The organism is Bradyrhizobium sp. AT1 (assembly GCF_001590795.1).
Lineage (GTDB): Bacteria > Pseudomonadota > Alphaproteobacteria > Rhizobiales > Xanthobacteraceae > Bradyrhizobium.
The window spans coordinates 7,110,778-7,129,632 of record NZ_JXDL01000001.1; the positions used below are offsets into that span (position 1 = coordinate 7,110,778).

22 protein-coding genes are annotated in these 18,855 nt (G+C 64.0%); 7 read left to right on the plus strand and 15 right to left on the minus strand.

Annotated features, from left to right (window positions below; genetic code table 11):
• Positions 1–256: 256 nt before the first annotated feature.
• The 4 genes from gfa to xoxF5 form a co-directional block, all read right to left on the minus strand.
• Positions 257–820, minus strand: a complete 564-nt coding sequence (gfa, locus tag SE92_RS32715) for an S-(hydroxymethyl)glutathione synthase (RefSeq protein ID WP_063202713.1) — start codon at positions 818–820, stop codon at positions 257–259.
• 32 nt (positions 821–852) lie between these two features.
• Positions 853–1,962, minus strand: a complete 1,110-nt coding sequence (locus SE92_RS32720; RefSeq protein ID WP_063202715.1) for an S-(hydroxymethyl)glutathione dehydrogenase/class III alcohol dehydrogenase — start codon at positions 1,960–1,962, stop codon at positions 853–855.
• 60 nt (positions 1,963–2,022) lie between these two features.
• Positions 2,023–2,544 carry a c-type cytochrome, methanol metabolism-related gene (locus SE92_RS32725; RefSeq protein ID WP_063202717.1) on the minus strand — a complete coding sequence of 174 codons (522 nt, stop codon included), beginning with the start codon at positions 2,542–2,544 and terminating at the stop codon, positions 2,023–2,025.
• Between the two features lie 80 nt (positions 2,545–2,624).
• Complete coding sequence (gene xoxF5 / locus SE92_RS32730) at positions 2,625–4,430, minus strand: lanthanide-dependent methanol dehydrogenase XoxF5 (protein ID WP_063202719.1); 1,806 nt, start codon at positions 4,428–4,430, stop codon at positions 2,625–2,627.
• Positions 4,431–4,945: 515 nt separating this feature from the next.
• Here xoxF5 and SE92_RS32735 point away from each other — a divergent pair.
• Positions 4,946–5,914, plus strand: coding sequence for a helix-turn-helix domain-containing protein (locus SE92_RS32735; protein WP_063202721.1), 969 nt, complete (start codon positions 4,946–4,948; stop codon positions 5,912–5,914).
• A gap of 70 nt (positions 5,915–5,984) precedes the next feature.
• Here SE92_RS32735 and SE92_RS32740 read toward each other — a convergent pair whose 3' ends face one another.
• From SE92_RS32740 to SE92_RS32760, 5 genes are all read right to left on the minus strand, one after another.
• Complete coding sequence (locus tag SE92_RS32740; RefSeq protein ID WP_063202723.1) at positions 5,985–6,410, minus strand: hypothetical protein; 426 nt, start codon at positions 6,408–6,410, stop codon at positions 5,985–5,987.
• 126 nt (positions 6,411–6,536) lie between these two features.
• The gene (locus SE92_RS32745; protein ID WP_063202725.1) at positions 6,537–7,526 is read right to left on the minus strand and encodes a Bug family tripartite tricarboxylate transporter substrate binding protein; all 990 of its coding nucleotides are present in this window, start codon (positions 7,524–7,526) and stop codon (positions 6,537–6,539) included.
• Between the two features lie 189 nt (positions 7,527–7,715).
• Complete coding sequence (locus tag SE92_RS32750; protein ID WP_063202726.1) at positions 7,716–8,645, minus strand: substrate-binding periplasmic protein; 930 nt, start codon at positions 8,643–8,645, stop codon at positions 7,716–7,718.
• On the minus strand, positions 8,642–8,998 hold the full coding sequence (locus SE92_RS32755) for a c-type cytochrome (protein WP_063203883.1): 357 nt from the start codon (positions 8,996–8,998) through the stop codon (positions 8,642–8,644). Before SE92_RS32755 ends, SE92_RS32750 begins: the two co-directional genes overlap by 4 nt.
• 11 nt (positions 8,999–9,009) lie before the next feature.
• A complete protein-coding gene (locus SE92_RS32760; protein ID WP_063202728.1) occupies positions 9,010–10,674 on the minus strand; it encodes a methanol/ethanol family PQQ-dependent dehydrogenase in 1,665 nt (554 codons plus the stop codon).
• Positions 10,675–11,016: 342 nt separating this feature from the next.
• Here SE92_RS32760 and lanM point away from each other — a divergent pair, with 342 nt between their 5' ends.
• From lanM to SE92_RS32785, 5 genes are all read left to right on the plus strand, one after another.
• Complete coding sequence (lanM, locus tag SE92_RS32765) at positions 11,017–11,409, plus strand: lanmodulin LanM (protein WP_063202730.1); 393 nt, start codon at positions 11,017–11,019, stop codon at positions 11,407–11,409.
• A gap of 136 nt (positions 11,410–11,545) precedes the next feature.
• A complete protein-coding gene (locus SE92_RS32770; protein WP_063202732.1) occupies positions 11,546–11,881 on the plus strand; it encodes a hypothetical protein in 336 nt (111 codons plus the stop codon).
• A 227-nt stretch (positions 11,882–12,108) separates the two neighbouring features.
• Positions 12,109–12,189: a pyrroloquinoline quinone precursor peptide PqqA gene (gene pqqA, locus SE92_RS32775; RefSeq protein WP_035663753.1), complete on the plus strand. Its 81-nt coding sequence runs from the start codon at positions 12,109–12,111 to the stop codon at positions 12,187–12,189.
• A 24-nt stretch (positions 12,190–12,213) separates the two neighbouring features.
• Positions 12,214–13,119 (plus strand): DUF6662 family protein, encoded by a 906-nt coding sequence (locus SE92_RS32780; RefSeq protein ID WP_063202734.1) that lies wholly within the window; start codon positions 12,214–12,216, stop codon positions 13,117–13,119.
• Positions 13,120–13,233: 114 nt separating this feature from the next.
• Positions 13,234–13,443, plus strand: coding sequence for a hypothetical protein (locus SE92_RS32785; protein WP_063202736.1), 210 nt, complete (start codon positions 13,234–13,236; stop codon positions 13,441–13,443).
• A 9-nt stretch (positions 13,444–13,452) separates the two neighbouring features.
• Here SE92_RS32785 and SE92_RS32790 read toward each other — a convergent pair whose 3' ends face one another.
• Genes SE92_RS32790 through SE92_RS32805 form a run of 4 tightly spaced genes read right to left on the minus strand, consistent with a single transcriptional unit; the run spans position 13,453 to position 16,291 of the window.
• Positions 13,453–13,806, minus strand: coding sequence for a hypothetical protein (locus SE92_RS32790; protein WP_063202738.1), 354 nt, complete (start codon positions 13,804–13,806; stop codon positions 13,453–13,455).
• A gap of 47 nt (positions 13,807–13,853) precedes the next feature.
• Positions 13,854–14,564 carry an ABC transporter ATP-binding protein gene (locus SE92_RS32795; RefSeq protein WP_063202740.1) on the minus strand — a complete coding sequence of 237 codons (711 nt, stop codon included), beginning with the start codon at positions 14,562–14,564 and terminating at the stop codon, positions 13,854–13,856.
• The gene (locus SE92_RS32800) at positions 14,554–15,291 is read right to left on the minus strand and encodes an ABC transporter permease (protein WP_063202742.1); all 738 of its coding nucleotides are present in this window, start codon (positions 15,289–15,291) and stop codon (positions 14,554–14,556) included. The genes SE92_RS32795 and SE92_RS32800 overlap by 11 nt, the downstream gene beginning before the upstream one ends.
• 1 nt (position 15,292) lies before the next feature.
• On the minus strand, positions 15,293–16,291 hold the full coding sequence (locus SE92_RS32805; RefSeq protein ID WP_063202744.1) for an ABC transporter substrate-binding protein: 999 nt from the start codon (positions 16,289–16,291) through the stop codon (positions 15,293–15,295).
• A gap of 87 nt (positions 16,292–16,378) precedes the next feature.
• Between SE92_RS32805 and SE92_RS32810 the strand changes: the two genes are divergently transcribed.
• On the plus strand, positions 16,379–16,738 hold the full coding sequence (locus tag SE92_RS32810) for a hypothetical protein (RefSeq protein ID WP_063202746.1): 360 nt from the start codon (positions 16,379–16,381) through the stop codon (positions 16,736–16,738).
• A 166-nt stretch (positions 16,739–16,904) separates the two neighbouring features.
• Here SE92_RS32810 and SE92_RS32815 read toward each other — a convergent pair whose 3' ends face one another.
• Together SE92_RS32815 and SE92_RS32820 are read right to left on the minus strand one after the other, a co-directional pair.
• The gene (locus SE92_RS32815; RefSeq protein WP_063203884.1) at positions 16,905–17,723 is read right to left on the minus strand and encodes a quinoprotein dehydrogenase-associated SoxYZ-like carrier; all 819 of its coding nucleotides are present in this window, start codon (positions 17,721–17,723) and stop codon (positions 16,905–16,907) included.
• A gap of 81 nt (positions 17,724–17,804) precedes the next feature.
• Positions 17,805–18,731, minus strand: coding sequence for a quinoprotein relay system zinc metallohydrolase 2 (locus tag SE92_RS32820; protein ID WP_063202748.1), 927 nt, complete (start codon positions 18,729–18,731; stop codon positions 17,805–17,807).
• Positions 18,732–18,855 lie beyond the last annotated feature (124 nt).

Sequence of the window (18,855 nt, forward strand, 5' to 3'; positions counted from 1 at the left end):
GCCTCAGTCGAGGGAGGGAGAAACGCAGGGCCGGAACTTCAGGATGGAAGTTGGCGGCGCTGCGCAGTCATTCAGAGACCAGGACTGAGGGAGCTCATCACCCTCGTGGACACGTAGATCGCAGAGGCGGCGGCATCGCCGCGATCGTCCCGGGAGCCGGGCCGTCCGGCCCGCTGGCACGGATCGAGGCCAGCGAGCGGACGGGGTTCGGCGAAGGTCTGGCGGCCTTGCTCAGGCAGCCTTCAAGCGGCCCTACTCAAGCCGCCTTGGCTTTGGCGACGTGGGTCGCGATCGCGTCCATCAGCGCCGGTGACAGGCAATCATAGGGCTCGAGCCCGATTTCCTTCAGCCGCGAGCGGATGCCCGCCATCTGCTCCGGCTTCACGCCCGCTTCGATCACCGAGGAGACGAAGGCGGCGAATTGCGGCGCCTGCGAGCCCTGCTCCTGGAACAGCTCGGGATGGATGAAGTCGAGACCGTAGAACGGGTGGCCCGTGTTCTCGATGCGGCCGTACATGTGCGTGCCGCAAGCCTTGCAGGCATGGCGCTGGATCACCGCGGAGGGATCGACGATCTGGAGCTTGTCGCCGTTCTCGAGCACAGTGACGTTCTGGCGCGGCACCACGGCGACGACGGAGAACGTCGCGCCTTGCGGCTTCCAGCATTTGGTGCAGCCGCAGGCGTGATTATGGGCGACGTCGCCCTTGATGCCGACCTTGACCTGGTGGTCCTTGCATTTGCAGGCCAGCGTGCCGCCGGCAAAGCTGCCGCTGCCCTGTTTGAGGCCGTTGTCGATCGAGGGATGGAGTGCAACAGTCATGGGTCGATCCTCCTTGGGGTGACGCTTTCGAGTTAGTACACGACGACTGAACGGATGGATTTGCCCTCGTGCATGAGGTCAAAGCCCTTGTTGATCTCCTCGAGCTTGAGCACGTGGGTGATCATCGGATCGATCTGGATCTTTCCGTTCATGTACCAGTCGACGATCTTTGGCACGTCGGTGCGGCCGCGCGCACCGCCGAAGGCCGTGCCGCGCCAGTTGCGTCCGGTGACGAGCTGGAACGGGCGGGTGGCGATCTCCTTGCCGGACTCGGCAACACCGATGATGATCGAGGTGCCCCAGCCGCGATGGCAGGCTTCCAGCGCCTGGCGCATCACCGTGGTGTTGCCGGTGCAATCGAACGTGTAGTCGGCGCCGCCGTCGGTGAGGCCGACGAGATGCTGGACGATGTCGCCGGTGACCTTCTTGGGATTGACGAACTCGGTCATGCCGAACCTGCGGCCCCAATCTTCCTTGGCATCGTTGATGTCGACGCCGATGATCTTGTCGGCGCCGGCCATCTTGGCGCCCTGGATCACGTTGAGGCCGATGCCGCCGAGACCGAACACGACCACGTTGGAGCCCGGCGTGACCTTCGCGGTGTTGACGACGGCGCCGACGCCGGTGGTAACGCCGCAGCCGATGTAGCAGCTCTTGTCGAAGGGGGCGTCCTCGCGGATCTTGGCGACCGCGATCTCCGGCAGCACGGTGAAGTTCGAGAAGGTCGAGCAGCCCATGTAGTGGTAGACCGGCTTGCCCTTGTAGGAGAAGCGGCTGGTGCCGTCGGGCATCACGCCCTTGCCTTGCGTCGCGCGAATCGCGGTGCAGAGGTTGGTCTTCTGGCTGAGGCAGCTTTTGCACTGCCGGCATTCGGGCGTGTAGAGCGGGATGACATGGTCACCCGGCTTCACCGAGGTCACGCCGGGGCCGATCTCGCGGACGATGCCTGCACCCTCATGGCCCAGGATCGATGGGAAAATTCCCTCGCTGTCGAAGCCGTCGAGCGTATAGGCATCGGTATGGCAGATGCCGGTGGCCTTGATCTCGACAAGGACTTCGCCGGCCTTCGGGCCTTCCAGATCGAGCTCGACGATCTCAAGCGGCTTCTTGGCCTCGAAAGCGACGGCGGCACGTGTCTTCATCGTAAACTCCTCAGATTCTCATCGGGCGCCAAGAATTCGTCTCGGCAATCCCAGTAACGTTCATTTCTTGCCCATGCAGGCGTCTTCGGCCTTGGTGTAGGCTTCCGTCTTCGCCTCCTTGTTGGCCGGGCGCTGGCGGCCCCAGGCTTCGGTGGAGCGGGCCCGCAGATAGACGTAGAGATCGTCCATGTAGCAGGCGACGTTCGGGTTGTCGCCGAACGCCGGCATGACGTTCTCCTGCGCCGTCGAGACGTTCTTGCGACCGGAGGCGACCACGCCGAGGAAGTCGCCATAGCTCATCGTCTTGACGGAATCCTTGAGCGCCGGCGCATAGGTGGAGCCCATGCCGTCGGGCCCATGGCAGACGTGGCAGTCGGAGTGGTAGCGGCGGTATCCGGAATAGGTGAACCAGTCCACGGTGCCGTCGGCCGAAATCTTGTAGGTCGGCGTTCCCTCCTTATCGAGCCACTTTCCGTCGTCTTCCTTCTTCACGGCGGTCGGGTCGCCCGGACCGTCCGCGACCGCAATTCCTCCGGACGCAACAAAGATCGTCGCAGCAATGAGAGAGCAGATTTTACGCAAGAGATTTATCCTCGAAGGTGCCCGGGGGAGACGAGCCGGCGCGTGGGGTTGATCCACGCGCCGGAGCGATGCTGATGGGCCTAGTTCGGCAGCGAGAACACGGTCAGCGTGCCGCCGAGCGCCGTGTAGTTGCTGAGGGCCGCGTAGCCACCGACTGCGCCGAGGCCTGCGGTCGGATCGGTCAGACCTGCCGCCAGACCGATGCCAGCCCAGCCGCCGACGCCGGAGAGCACTGCGACATACTGCTTGCCGCCGTTCTCATAGGTCGTGACGTTGCCGATGATGCCGGAGGGAGTCTTGAACTTGTAGAGCTCCTTGCCGGTCTTGGCATCGACCGCCTTCAGGTAGCCTTCGAGCGTGCCGTAGAACACCACGTTGCCGGCGGTCGCGAGCGCACCCGACCAGACCGAGAACTGCTCCTTGTTCGACCAGACGATCTTGCCGGTCTTGCCGTCCCAGGCGATGAAATTGCCCATGTGGCTTTCACCCTGCGGCGGATACATCGACAGCGTCGCACCCACATAGGGCTGACCCGCGGTGTAGCTCACCTTGAACGGCTCGTAGTCCATGCAGACGTGGTTGGTCGGAACGTAGAACAGCTGCGTGTCCGGCGAGTAGGCTGCCGGCTGCTCGTCCTTGGTGCCGAGCGCGGCCGGGCAGATGCCCTTCACGTTGTGGTCTTCGCCCGCCTTGTCGGTCGAAGCTGCGTCGAGCACCTTCGGACGACCATAGGTCGGCGAGTTCTTGTCCATGTCGACGCCGGAGGTCCAGTTCACCTTCGGATCGTACTTTTCGGCGACCAGCAGCTCGCCGGTGGCGCGATCGAGCGTATAGCCGAGGCCGTTACGATCGAAATGCGTCAGCAGCTTGCGGGGCTGGCCGTTGATCGCCTGATCCGAGAGGATCATCTCGTTGACGCCGTCATAGTCCCACTCGTCGTGAGGCGTCATCTGATAGACCCACTTGGCCATGCCGGTATCCGGGTTGCGTGCCCAGATCGTCATCGACCATTTGTTGTCGCCGGGACGCTGCTTCGGATTCCAGGTCGAGGGGTTGCCCGATCCGTAATAGACGAGGTTCAGTTCGGGATCGTAGGAGATCCAGCCCCAGGTGGCGCCGCCGCCGATCTTCCACTGATCGCCTTGCCAGGTCTTGAGGCTCGAGTCCTTGCCGACCGGCTTGCCGAGCGCGGTGGTCTTCTCGGCGTCGACCAGGATCTGGTTGTCCGGCCCTTCCGAATAGCCGCGCCATGCCAGCTTGCCGGTCTTGATATCGTAGGCCGACATATGAGCCTGGACGCCGAATTCGCCGCCGGAGATGCCGATCAGCACCTTGTCCTTGATGACCATGGGCGCGGACGTGCCGGTCTCGCCCTTGCTGGGGTCGCCGTTCTTGGCGGTCCATGCGACCTGACCGGTCTTGACATCGAGCGCGACGAGGGTGGTGTCGGCCTGATGCAGGAAGATCTTGCCGTCGCCGTAGGCCAGACCACGGTTGACCGTGTCGCAGCACATCACGGGGATGACGTTCGGATCCTGCTTCGGCTCGTACTTCCAGACGATCTTGTTCTCCTGAGAAAGGTCAATGGCGTAGACCTTGTTCGGGAACGGGGTGTGGACGTACATCATGTTGCCGATGATCAGCGGGCCGCCTTCGTGGCCGCGCAGCACGCCTGTCGAGAAGGTCCAGGCAACCTGGAGCTTGCCTACGTTCTGTGCGTTGATCTGGTTGAGCTTGGAATAGCGGGTATTGGCATAGTCGCCGGTCGGCATCACCCAGTCTTTCGGGTTCTGCGACATCTTGATCAGCTCGTCATTGGCCGATGCGCTCCCGACGGCGAGAGCCGCCGCTGAGCCAAGAAAGGTCGCCAGTAGCACCTTGCGCATAGTCATTCCTCCGTTGGTCTCGTTTATTGTTTCCGAAGTATCACTGATTCACCGGGCTTCTCGTCCGGCGTCTGCTCGTGCAGGGCGGTCACGATTGCGACCAGAAACGATGCTGTGCTGTTTCCTCCTCCTGATGAGAGCCACGGGTCCACGTGCAGGAGCGGCCCGTTCTTGTTGTTCCTGCCGCAATCCCTAACGACTTCGCCATCGGGAAACTTGCCCAAGAGGGAAGCTGCTTTGCTCGACAGCGCACGGAGGAAAAGATTTTGATTTTGCAGTAGCGAATTCAGCGGCTTCCGCGCGCCATGACAGCCGCTTTCAACGCTCAGGTTCCCCTTGACGGCGCTGCAACTAAGGCGGAGGATTAACTTTCAAGGGTGGCGATGGAACGATGGCGCTCGTGCCAAGAGACCGCTCAAAATCGAGGTAAACGTCACGCAATCACGGCTGAGGGCTCCAGCAAGCGCTGGTCGCGATTCGCGTCGAATCTCCGGATCAAACCAGTGGCTGGATTAATGTCCGACACCATTCACACGCTTTCGACGACCGGTATGACGCCGAAGCGCCAGATCCAGAGCTGGATCGACGGGCTGACGAGCCTGTGCGGGCATTTCGACGTCGACCCGCTGGAGGCGTCCTCGCTCGAAGGCCGCATCGACTACACGAGCGTCTCGCGCCTGAAGCTCTGCCAGATCGAGGTGAGCCAGCACCGCATCGCGCACACGCTGGCGCGCGCCAAGGCCAATGAACACCCCTACATCAAGATCCATTTCCAGACCTACGGCGTGTCCTATTTCGAGCAGGAAGGCCGTCACATCGAGATCAACCCCGGCGATATCATCGCCTATGACGTCTCCTGCCCGCATTCGATCATCAGCCCGGCCTTCACGCGACACGACGTGGTGATCGTGCCGAAGGCACTGCTGCGAGACCGCGGATTCCCCTCGCAGCGGATGCCCGCCTGCAAGCTGACGGCGAAGACCGGCACGGGCCGGATCGCGCACGATTTCGTCCATGCCACCTTCGACGAGGCGGCCAAGCTGTCGGCGAACAGCGCGGTCGGCGTCGCCGATTCGCTGATCGACCTGTTGCTGCTGCCGCTGCGCGAAGCCGACACGATGTTCGACCGCGTCGGGCCCGAAGCGATGTATGTGCGCGCGCAGTTCTTCATCCGCGAGCACCTGCGCGATCCCGATCTGTGCATCGACCAGATCTCGACCGAGCTCGGCTGCTCCAAGCGTTATCTGCACATGTTGTTCTCGGAGCGTGGCACCACGGTGAGCGACTACATCTGGCAGGCGCGCTTGCAGAACTGCCGCCAGGAACTCGAGGCTCACGCCGGCAAGACCATCACCGACGTCGCGTTCTCCTGGGGCTTCTCCAGCTCATCGCATTTCAGCCGGGTGTTCCGGAAATACTTTGGCGTGGTGCCGTCCTCGATCCACAAGGCGCAGCAAGGCGTCGCGAGTTCGGGCGAGCATTAGGCAGGTACGGAAGTCGCCCTGGCGATCAAGCCGCTCCGGCGATCGCGCCGTTCCGGCGATCGAATGCCGGTCACGCAGATGCCGCAACGTAGGGAATGCTGACCAGCAGAGCGGCAAGCAACGCGGCATTGCAGAGCATTCCGCTCCAATGCAGCCGCCGCAGCCGACCCGCGGCATCGGTATCGCCGGCTTTGCCGGCGTTGAGCTGCTCGTCCATCCGCTGCATGAACCAGCGGCGTCCGCCGATCGCGAGAGCTGCAAGCAGGCCGACGCCGATCGCGGCGAGCGGGCGGCCGTCGAGCAGCAATGCCAGTGTCGCGATGATTCCGGCAACGCGCATCACCAGAAAATGGGCGTTGAACATTCCGCGCAGCAACTGGGCGACGGGCTGAATATCGAGCCTCACCAGCAGGAAGGCGGGTGAGGCCAGCGTGAAATAGCCCATCGGAAACAGCAGAATGACCATAACGGCGACGGCGACTGCATCCGGTGTCATGCGATCGGCCCTTGTTGTCCGCAGAGGTGCGCAATCATAGCGGGAAAATGCGCGTCCGACACTAGGCTTTGGTCGGATTCCGGGACGGGGAGGGCGGCCCGGCACGCCGGCCGCCGCTCCGAAGCTCTAGGCCGGCTCGAGGCCGAGTGATTTCGCACTCTCGATCCAGATCGGCAGTTCGCGCTGATACAGCGCGTTGGTCTCCTTGAAGCTAATCGCGGGCTCGAGCACGAAGGTCGCCAGCACCTCCTTCACTTTCGGATCGTTGTTGGCGGCGACACACAGCTCCGCCAGGCGGTCGACGACCCCTTGCGGCGTCGCCCTGGGCACGGCCCACCCCGAAAAGCCGCTGACGGTGAAGAATTTCGAGGTCGCGCCCTGCTCGGGAAGGGTCTTGATCGCGGGGATCGCGTCGACCTTCTTCGAATGCACCGCGAACACGGTGCCGCGGTCGCTTTGCAGGACCGACTGTGCTGCCGTGTAGCTTCCCATCGCGGCATCGAGCGTGCCCTCCAGCATCCCCGTCCACATCGGGGCCTCGCCGCGGTAATGGACCGGCTCGATGTTGAGGCCGTATTGCTTGTTGAGCTCGTTGATCGTCATGTGCGGGGCCGAGCCCGCGCTATAGGTGCCGAAATTCACCTTGCCGCTCTTGCGCGCGAAGGCGACGAAATCCTCCAGCGTCTTGACCCCGGTCTTGGGGTTCGCCACCAGCAACAGGCCGGCACCCGGAATGACGCTGACGAGCGTCAGATCCTTGTCCATGTCGTAGCCGGGATTCTTCATCACCACGCGGTTCATGATGTAGGTGGTGGAGATCGAGCACAGCATGGTGTGGCCGTCGGGCTCGGCGCGGGCGACCTCCGCCGTGCCGATCGCGCCGGACGCGCCGGGCTTGTTCTCGACCACCACGGTCTTGCCGACCTGCTTGGAGATGAATTCGCCGTAGGCGCGCGCGAGCAGGTCGGTCTGCCCGCCGGCGGGATAGCTGCAGATCATGCGGATCTGCCGCGACGGCCAGCCGGCTTGCGCCGAGGCGCTACGCGAGACGAAAGGCATCGCGAGGGCGCCGGCCCCAGTGGCGATGAAGTGGCGGCGATCGATTGTCTTGGACATGATTCTCTCCCGGTTCCCCGCAGGGTACTGCACCAGGCTGGCGCTGCCATCGGCGTCAGGCGAGACAGATTGGCGCATTCGCTACGGCGTCGGTCTGGGATGCGGGAGCAGAGTTCGTGCACCGGGCGCGGCGCAGCGCTCCTTCAGCCGCGTATCACTGCGTGCCGCACCGCGTCCGGGACACGAGACCTACCGCTGGATGATCTTGGTCCAGACGTCGCCCAGGATCGCGGGCTCGCGCGGCGGCAGGTAGGTGAGGCCGGACTGCCGGCCGAATTCGGCGATCCTGCCCTCGGCCGCGAGTCCGCTCAGCGCTTTGTTGACGGCCTCGATCAGCGCGGCATCGCTGGCGAGCCCGACATAACCGCGATTGGCGCCGATCGGATAGTAATAGCCGGACGCCGTGAGCGCCGTGTCGGGGTGCGCGGCGCGATGGGCGTCGAAGCGGGCGAGGTCGATCAGCGTCGCATCATGGTCGCCACGCTGCAGCGCGCCGAGCAGATCGTCGCGGCCGGGGACGAGATGGGTGATGTTGTCGATCAGCCGTCCCTTGTCGAAGGTCATCAGAATGGCATCGCCGAGCGAGCCGCTCTCGATGACCAGACGAAGCCCGGTGAGATCACCGATGTCGCCGATCTTGCGGCCGCGTGCCTTCGGCCCGAGCACCACCGTCATCGGCGAATAGACGTAAGGCTGGCTCGGGGCAAGCACGCCGAGCGCGACGCGGCGCCGCCGGTCGTCGCGTGTGGCCCCGGCGAAGTCCGGGAGGCGCGCCGTCTTCATGCCGGGGGCGACCAGCGAATCCTGCGTCAGCGCGTAGCCGCCGACCAGCGCGCAGCGCCCGTCGGAGAGCAGTGCGTTGGCCTCGAGCTGTGGGCTGGAATCCTCGTCCAGCTTGCTCTCGAACCACTGGATCGCCAGCGCCCGTCCGAGCCGCTCAGCCACGGCCTGCGCCAGCAGCACGTCGAAGCCGGCATCGGGCTTGCCGCGGTGATGCATCGAGAGCGGCGGCCGGTCCTCGTCGAGACAGATCTTCAGGGGATCGTCGGCCGCAAGCGCGACCGACGCCATGGTCGACAGAACGGCCGCAACGCTCCACGCAACGTGCCGGCCCCTCATGGCTTCCTCCGGCTGGAGATGAAGGCCCAGAGATCGCCGATCTGGTCGTCGCTGAGGATGTCGCCCCAGGGCGGCATCCTGTTGTTCTTGCCGTTCTTCACCGTCGTGACGAAGCGTGTCTTGTCGTCGGGGAAGACGCGCAGATCCGGCGTGATGGTGCCGGAGTTCATCAGGTTCGGGCCGTGGCAGTGCGAGCATTTCTCGGCATAGGTCGACTTGCCGTGGTCGATCTGCGCCTGCATGGGATTGGCGGTGGGCTCGTCGGCGGCACGAACGGTCGCCGCAAGCGCGACCGTCAGCGCCAGGGCGGCGGCGAAGATCGCCGCCGTCCCGTGAGACATTTCTCTCAGCATCATGCCGTGGATTACTGCTTGACCGCAAAGACCCACAGCGAGCCGCCGGGCGGTACCTTGGCAAGCCGCTCGTCGCCGGAGAACAGCGAATAGACGCCGCCATAGCCCGATGTCACCGCGACATATTGCACGCCATCCTGCTGCCAGGTCACCGGCTGGCCCTCGATCCCGGACCCGGTCTGGAATTGCCAGAGCTTCTTGCCGGTGTCGGCGTCGAAGGCCTCGAACTCGCCGGTCAGGGCGCCCGAGAACACGACGCCGCCCGCGGTCGATAGCACGCCCGAGAAGCGTGGAATGTCGCTCGGCGCCTCCCATTTCGCCTTGCCGGTCATCGGGTCGATCGCCTTGAGGTAACCGCGCGGGCCGTCGCCGAACTCCCAGGGATCGGTCAGGTCCATGCCGAGATACCATTCACCCTGCTTGAAGGTGACGGGTTCGGCCTTGTACTTGCCGCCGAAGTTGAGCGTGTTGGCGTAGGCGAGACCGGTCTGCGGATTGAACGACATCGGCTCCCAGTTCTTGCCGCCGAGGATCGACGGATAGACCGTGACCTTCTTGCCTTCACGCGCCTCCTTGGCGACATCGGTCTCGATCGGCTTGCCGGTCTTCATGTCGACGCCGGTTGCCCAATTGACCTTCACGTAAGGGTTGGCCGCCAGCAGCTTGCCGTTGGTGCGGTCGAGCACGTAGAAGAAGCCGTTGCGGTTGGCATTCATCAGTGTCTTGGTCGGCTTGCCCTCGACATTCATGTCGGCGAGCACCATCTCGGCCACCGCATCATAGTCGAACGGATTGTTCGGCGAGAATTGGTAGTGCCACTTGATCTTGCCGGTCTTGGGGTCCATCGCCAGCACCGAACAGGTGTAGAGATTGTCGCCGGGGCGCACCGCCGCGTTGAACGGTCCGGGATTGCCGATACCCCAATAGATCGTGTTCAGCTCGGGATCGTAGGAGCCGGTGATCCAGGTCGATCCGCCGCCGAGCTTCCAGGTGTCGCCCTTCCAGGTATCGCCGCCGGGCTCCTCCGGCGAGGGGATCGAATGGGTTCGCCACAGGTGCTTGCCCGTTGCGGGATCCCAGCCGTCGATGAAACCGCGGGTGCCGAACTCGGCGCCGGAGACGCCGGTGATGACCACGCCGTCCGCGACCAGCGGCGCGATCGTCATCGAATAGCCTTCCTTGATGTCGGCGGCCTTCTGCCGCCACAGCTCCTTGCCGGTCTTGGCGTCGAGCGCGATCACGTTGGCGTCGAGGGTGGTGCGGAAGACCTTGCCATCCAGCAGCGCGGCGCCGCGGTTGATGATACCGCAGCAGACGATGCGGGGTGTTTCGGCGGGATATTCGACCTTGGTTTTCCAGATCTGCTTGCCGGTCTTGGCGTCGACCGCCATGGTCGCGTTGTGCGAGGTCACGTAGATCACGCCCTGGTACACCAGCGGCTGCGATTCCTCGCTGCGATCGTCGTTGAAGGAGTAATTCCAGACCGGGACGAGGTTCTTGACGGTGTCCTTGTTGATCTGGTTCAGCGTCGAGAAGCGCTGCAGATTGTAGCCCATCCCGTAATTGAGAACGTTCGATGTATCAGTCGCGCCCTTGACCAGCTGCTCGGTGGTCTGTGCGCTTGCACAAGTCGATGCAAGCATGACGAGGCTCGCGGCCATCGCAAAGCGTTTCATCCGTTCCTCCCAATATGCGCGCCTTTTGACGCTGCGGGAGCAACACTCCGTCGGAAACCAAAACGCGTCAATACGAAAGTCGCATGCGTCGTGCTGATATCGTTGAACGCAGGTGATGGTCACCTGACGGAAACCTGACGGCAGCGAGTCCACTTGCGCGGAGACGCTGAGAAAATTCCGTGCCGCGAAGCAGCTCTGGACTGGCGTGAGGCCGCGAGAGGGTTCGGTTCCCGGGTTGTCGCGCGCGCAAGTTGCAATTTCGGACTTGAACCGGCGGCCTCTTGTGGACTTATGTCGTTTCCGTCCCGCCCGAACCAGGGCTCATCGTCTCGGAGGTCTTTGATGATTTCGCCTCGCTCAGTTGCGCTCGCGCTCACGATTGCATTGCTATCCGGTCCGGCATGGTCGGCCTCCGGCAATGCGGTCAAACTGTTCGATACCGACAATGACGGCACGCTCGATCTTGCCGAAGTGAAGAAGGCGGGGGCGGCACTGTTCGCCAAGCTCGATCCCGATCATGACGGCACGCTCGATGCGCGCGAATTGCGCGGACGGCTTTCGGCGAAAGAGCTCGCTGCCGCCGATCCCGACCGCGACGGCACCCTGACGCTCGACGAATATCTGTCCGTGGTCGAGCAGCGCTTCAATGCAGCCAATCCCGACAAGGATGGAACGCTGGATGCGAAGGAACTGAATGCGCGCGCCGGCCGTGCGCTGCTGCGATTGTTGCGGTGAGCCCAAGCGTAACAGACGTGACGAGGGCGGCTCTTGCGCGCATTTCCACCCCGGCATTCGGAACATCAGGCAGCTCGGCCTGTTCTCCTCGCAATGTCCTGTCAGGCGCCGGGGCAGCGCCGCGGGAGAAGAGGAGATGCCGATGAACCCGAAACGTTCCGTTCTTGCCGCTTGCGCGATCCTGACGTTGAGCGCCGGCGTTGCTATCGCCGGCCCGTGCAACACGGGCAGCGCCAGCACTGACAAGGATGCCGGCTCCGGTCCGGTGACCGTAGGCTCGGCGCAATCGCACGCGTCCGGCTCTGCGGGCGACAGCAGCCAGCATCCGCCGACCAGCACGATGAATCGTGCGAGCGGCGAAACCCCGGCGTCATCCGAAGATGCGCAGCGGCAGATGCAGAGCGAGCCGACGGCCGCTCAGCGGGCCGAAGGTGCCAAGCCGAATGCCGCAACGGCCGACAAGGGCTGCTGACGGCGCGGCGCCGTCGGTGGCGATTCGACGCGCGGTGCGTCGCACAAGGCAGCCTGTTGCACGTCGTGTTTGACCAAGAGAGAACTGGCTTTGCCCCAGAGAGAAATGCGCTCGCGAAGAATCGACACGGACCCGCTCGACAGACGAATCGAGGCTTGAACTGCATTTGAGGCAGCCCTAGGTTTTGCGCCGCGCGATGTCGCGCTCAATACTTGGGGAGACCCCGAATGGCTTGGAAAGCTCCGAAGATCGTGGAAGTGTCGGTCGGCATGGAAATCAACATGTACGCCTGCGCTTCGCGCAAGTAAGTCTGACGACCTGCCGCGGCTTCGATGGCAAACGCCGTCGAAGCCGTGGTAGTGTCGGGAATGCGCGCGAGAGCCACCAGCTTCTGGACCATTGCTGCCTGCACGGTCGCGCTTTTGCCCGTATGCGTCAGCGCCGAAGAAGGCTTCGACACCGAGCACATCTTCGGCTTCATGATCGGCACCGATGTCGGCAATCCCGGCGAGCGCGAGCTTCAGACTCAGACGACAGGGCGCTTCGGCAAAGGTGGCGGCACTTATCGCGCCCTGGAGCACGAAGTCGAGATCGAGATCGTGCCGCTGCCGAACTTCCGCATCGAGCTCGGCGGCGTCGCCAGCCTGCACGACATCACCGGCGTCCCTGACATCGACGACCGCCGCCAATTCAACTTCCAGGGGGCGTCGCTCGACCTGCGTTATCGCCTGCTCGACCGCGAGCGCGCGCCGTTCGGCCTCACCATCGCCGCCGAGCTTCATGGCGACCGCATCGACGAGACCAGCGGCGCGAAAGGGCGGATGTACGGCACCGAGTTCGCGCTGGCCATCGACCGCGAGCTGATCCCGAACTTCGCCATCGGCGCACTCAATTTGATCTATCAGCCCGAATGGGCGCGCTTCGAGGTGGCGGGTGTGTCCGAGAAGAGTTCGACCATCGGCGCGGCGTTTGCCGGCCTGGTGCGCGTGCGGCCCAATGTGCTGCTCGGCGGCGAGCTGCGATACTTCCGGCAATATGAAGGCATTGGGCTCGGGGAGTTTTCAGGCCAGGCCCTGTTCGTCGGGCCGACGGCCTATGTCCAGCTGTCCGAGCGTTCCCGGCTCACCCTGAGCTGGAGCATGCAGGCTTGGGGCCGTCCGGCCGGGTCATCCGCAAATCTCGATCTCGTCAACTTCGAGCGCCATCAGGCCCGGATGATTTTCGGGGTCAACTTTTAGTCCGGCCAGTCACCGCGACGGAGGGGTTCCCGCTCCCGGCAAGTTGAAACTTCCATCTCCGTGGACCGTAACCTTTCATGCTAATCTGAATCGCCCCCGCAAGAGGATCCCGGCATGAACCCGATCGACTTGGTGGTGACTGTATGTGCGGTGCTCTCGCCTGCGACCTGCGAAGAGCAGCATCTGATGTTCAACTATGGCGGGTCGCCGCGGCAATGCGCGATGGCCGCGCCGCCCTATATCGCGCAATGGGTCGGTGATCATCCGAAGTGGCAGGCCGTGAAATGGCGCTGCGAATATCCGCACCCGAACGACAAGGCGTAACGCGGCTCGCTATTTGGTGCAGTCCTTCAAATCCTTGTCGGCGATCGAGAATATCCCATCGGCCTTGATCTCGATGTCGCGGACGACGCATTGGCGTCCGTTGGGATAGCCGACCTTGGCATCGTAGCGGCCGGGCTCGACACCGGTGATCCGCAACCGCTCGTCGTGGTCGACCTCCTTGTCCTTGTCGTTCAGGCACTGGTTCGGGCCCCACTCGGTCTTGCCGGCGGGCGAGAGCTGGAAGCCGGAGATCGTCTCAGCCGTCAGGTTCCAGAGCCTGATGCCCTTGCCCTTGGTCTGCGCCAGCGCGACGCCCGGCAGCGCAACCAAGAGGATGCCGATCGCAATCAGCCTACGCCGCATGAGTTAAGCCTCCCTCGTCAACGTTTGGTCCAGTTGACCACGAGTTTTCATTGCGATTCAAGCTGCAACGCTGCGAGCTCCGCCCTGATCCTGCCGAGTTCGGCCTCGCTGCGCATCGCGCGTGGAACGGCAATCGGGACTTCCTGCACGATGCGCGCGGGCCGCGGCGACAGGAAGAACAGGCGGTCGCCGAGCCGGATTGCATCGTCGAGACTGTGCGTGACGAGCAGCGTCATCATCGGACGGCTCGCCACCAGCGTCGCGATCTCATCGCGCAGGCGGCCGGCGAGCGCGTCGTCGAGCGAGGCGAGGGGCTCGTCGAGTACCAGGAGATCGGGCTCGACGGCGAAGGCGCGGGCGAGCGCGACGCGCCGGGCAAGGCCGAGCGACAGCTCGCCGGGAAAATGGTTGCGATGCGCGTCCAGCTCCAGAATCCTGAACAGCTCCGACAACTTCGCCTCGCTCACGTCAGGCGCGGCCAGCCGCACATTTTGCTCGACCGAGCGCCACGGCAGCAGCCGCGGCTCCTGGAACACCATGCCGATCCGCGCCTGCGGTGGACGCGCGATATGGCCCCTGAAATCGCCATCGAGCCCGAGGATGATGCGCAGCATGGTGCTCTTGCCGCAGCCTGAGGGGCCGATGAGCACGCCGACCTCGCCGGATTGAAGCGCGAATTTGAGCGGCGCGAGCACCTCGTGCGTTCCGCCCGCGGTACTCCTGAACGTCTTGCCGGTGATGTCGATCTCAAGCCGCACGGGGCCGCCACCGTGTTGCGCGGGCTTCGAACGGCTGCACCAGCAGGGTTTCGATCACGAGCACGACCGCGGCGAAGGTCAGCGAATAGGCCAAGAGCCGCGGCGTGTCGAACAGCTGAAAGGCGACGCCGATCTCGAAGCCGACGCCGTTCGGACGCCCCAGGAGCTCGGCGACCAGCACGATCTTCCAGACCAGCGACAGCCCGGAGCGGGCGGAGGCTGCGATATAGGGCGCAAGCTGCGGCAGCACGACATGGCGGAACGCGCGCCAGCGCGGCATCGCGAACACGCTCGCCATCTCGTCGAGCGAGCGGTCGAGCGCGCGGGTGCCCTCGCGCAAGGTGACGACCGCGGTCGGCAGCTTGTTGATGGCGATCGCCGCGATCGCGGCGGTCTCGGTCAGTCCGGCCCAGATATAGGCCAGCACGATCACGACCAGCGCCGGCAGATTGAGCAGCAGGATCAGCCAGGGATCGCCGAGCTTGTCCGCGAGCCTGACCCGTCCCATCAAATAGCCGATGGCGCTGCCGAGCGACATCGCCAGCACGAAGGCGAGGGTCACGCGCGCCAGCGTCGCGCCGAGATGCAGGAACAGCGCGCCGGTTGATGCTTCCGCGATCATCACCTCGAGTACGGCCGGCGGGGAGGGCAGCTTTGCGCCGCCGACGAACAGCGCGGCAATCCACCAGATCACGAGGAACAGGGCGAACGACAGAAGACGCAGCACCTCAGTCTCCAGGCACGGCGTGATAGAACGTGCCGGGATCGAGCTCGGCCGCGGGGCCGACGAGGTCGCGGCCACCAGTCTCGGCCAGTACGCGATACAGCACGCGCGCGTCCTGTTCCTCTTCAGTGATGCTCCGTCGCGGAATACCGTCGCGATAGCGCTCGCGATAGGTCTTGAGCAGGGTGGCATCGGCCGTGCCGGTGAGGGGCGCGATCTTGTCCCAGGCAGCATCCGAGGTCACCAGCAGTTGCTTGGCCTTGCGGGTTATCGCGATGAAGCGCGCCACCGCGTCCTTGTGGCTCGCCGCCCAGCTCTCGTCGAAGACATAGCCGACAGCGGAGACCGCGCCTTTGGCGCCGAGCTTCGGCAGAATCTCCTCGATGCCGGCGAGGCGGCGAAAACCCTTGGCCTCGAGCTGGGCACAGAAGTTCCAGAAATTGAGGCTCGCCTCCATCTCGCCGTCGAGCGCCTTGGCGGCGATCAGGGGCGGGGCGCCGTAGACGATGGTCGCCTCCGACTTCAGGTCGATGCCGTCCTGCTTCATGCGCGCCTGGAGCAGCAGCCAGCTCTTGTCGATCGCTCCGCCCGCGACCGCGAGCTTGCGCCCCTTCAGGTCCGCGAGCGTCTTGATCGGCGAGGATGCGGGTACCATCACCGCGCCGAGCGCACTGGAATAGGGGTAGAAGGTGAGCTTGGCGCCGAGCGCCCGCTCGCGCGACACCCAGAGCCAGTCCGACAGGATGATGTCGGCGCTGCCCGCGCGCATCGCGATCTTGCCGGCCTCGGTGCTCGCGAGCTCGCTGACCTCCAGCGAAAGGTCTGCCTCCTTGTCGAGACCGCTCGCGCGGATCGCGGCCAGCTCCCAGGAGAATGTCCCGGTCTTCTGCACCGCCAGGCGGATGGTGTCCGCGGCACGGCCTGGTGCGGTCAATGTCAGCGCCAGCGTCGTCGCGAGCGCCAATGTTCGGCCAAGTGCCCTTATCACACCACGTGCTCTCATCACCTTGTGAGCCGTTTCCTCTGACTGAGTGCTTTTCAGGACAATACGCATAGCATAGCTTTGGCCGCAACCCGCGGGAGGATGCGCATGAAATGGGCCGGACAGCTACGACCGATTGTCGCCGCATGGACGGTGCTGGCGGCGACCGCATGCGCGGCGCGAGCCGAGGAGGCCAATGATTATCCCACGGCGGCGCGTGCGGAATATGTCTATGGCTGCATGAAGGCCAATGGCGAGAGCCGGCAGTCGATCGAGCAATGTTCCTGCTCAATCGACGTGGTGGCCTCGATCGTCCCCTATGAGCGCTATGTGACCGCAGAGACCGCGCTCAGCATGTCGCAGGTGCGCGGCAATCTCGGCGTTCAGTTCCGCACCTCGGAGCAGGCGAACACGGCGGTGAATGATTTGCGCCGCGCGCAGGCGGAAGCTGAAGTGAGGTGTTTTTGAAGATTTCTTCCTTCTCCCCTTGCGGGAGAAGGTGGCGCGAAGCGCCGGATGAGGGGTATCTCTCCGCGAGCCCATATGTGGAGAGATACCCCTCACCCGTCTCGCCGCTGCGCGGCGAGCCACCCTCTCCCACAAGGGGAGAGGGAATCAGAGCAAGCGTCACGACTTAAGTCCCCGGCTTCTCCACATCCCACTCGTTTCGGAACACGTGTCCCTCCGTGTCCTTCGCCTCCGCGCGAAAGCGCTTGGCGCCGTTGGAGACGTAGGTGAAGCGCAGATTGGGATCTTCCGAGATCGAGATGCCGCCTTCCATCGACAGCACGGGGCTGTCGTCCTGCGTCAGCTTCAGCTGGTTGACGAAGAAGGCCGGAATATAGAGCTGCGTGACCTGGTCCATCTGCAGGCCGGAATTGTTGGGATGGCCGATCATGATCTGCGCTTCGCGGATGCGGCTCGCCGGCGCCTCCTCGCGCGCGAACTGCCGGTAGCGCATCTGGCCGAGCCGGCTGTTGGCTTCCTCGACATTCTTGCCCGCGGGCGCGGAGCAGCCACCCGAGGCCTTCACATAGACTTTCGAGACATAGAGCTGACCGTCGCTGAGCTCAGCCACGGCGTGAACGTCGGTGTAATTGTTGACGCGCACGCGAGTCGATATCTCTGTGACATTGGCATCAGCCCCGAGCTCGAACTTCGCCGCCATCGGCGCCGGGTTGCGGTCGATCACGAGCGTGATCGAACGGATCCGGCGGCTGTCTGCCGGCGACAACTTGCTGCGCAGGGTGACCGGCACGATCGCCGCGTCCTCGGCGCGATACGGCATCTCGATGCCGATGACGGCACTGCCGTCATTCATCGGACGATTATTGAAGATGTCCTGCACCAGGCCCGGCCAGGGATCGTAGGCCTCTTCAGCGCGCGCCGGCACGGCGAAGGCGATGCCGAGCAGGGCAGCGATCACAGGCAGGCGGCGTGTCCATCCCGTCATGGTCATGATCCTCCGAGTCAGCGAAGCTGATCTCGTCCTGGAGTCGGCGAAGCTGATCTGCCGTTGATGATAGCGCGCCCGCTACTCCCATTCAATTTCCGAAAATGCTGCGGTTGCGTTGCGGGCGTTGTAATCGCCGAACAGCTCCCAGCGCGGTCGCTCTTCAGCCGCCGCCTTCTCGGCGGCGGCCCGGAGCGGCTCGCCGTTCTTGTTCAACGCGCGCACGTCGGACAGCAGCGTTGACAGGTAGCGCCGCTCGTCGGCCAGGGCGGCAGGCCAATCGCTCACGGGGCCGTGACCGGGGACGACCCGTTGCGCCGGGATCGCCTCCAAAGCCTTTAGCGTGTCGAGCCAGCCGCGGATGCTGCCGTCCATGACTGGAATGTGGCGGAGAAAGACGAGGTCGCCCGCGAACAGGGTCTTGGTCGTCTCGTCGTACACAGTCAGATCGCTATCGCTGTGCCCGGTCCGCCAGGGGCGCAAGGTAAGCCGACGCGAGCCGAGATCGAGCGTCATCGTGTCCGAAACCAGGAGGGTCGGCGGAATGATCTTCACGGGATCGATCAACTCGCTGCCCATGATCCGGCGAAAATTGTCGAGATAATAGGGCCCGCGCGTCGCCAGCGCCTGTGGCAGCTTGCTGTGGCCGACGAAGGTCGTGTCTCCGTGCGCGAAAGCGGCATTGCCGAAAACATGGTCGGGATGGCCGTGGGTGTTGATGACATAGCGGATCGGCTTGGGTGTGCGGGTCCGCACCGCGGCGAGCAGGGCCTCGCCTTCGCGTAAGCTGCCGCCGGTGTCGATGACCGCCACGGCCTCGTCGCCGACGATGAAGCCGACATTGGCGATGTCGCCCTCGTTCTCGCGGGTCATCAGGGCAATGGTCCCGGAGTGTACGAAGATTCCGGGTGCGACTTCGCTCACAGGCAATTCGGCCGTTCCGGCCCGTGCTAACGTTGCGGTCCCCAGCAGGGACAAAGCTGCGATCACTCGAGCGATGCGAGACACTTTTCCGCCTCAGTTCAAAGGATTGCTTGCGTTGCACTGCAACAAAGCAAAGCCGGCAAAGTCTGGCAAAATATGGCGCGCCATGCGTTGCATGGATAGCATTCAAACAAAACGAGGAGGAAGC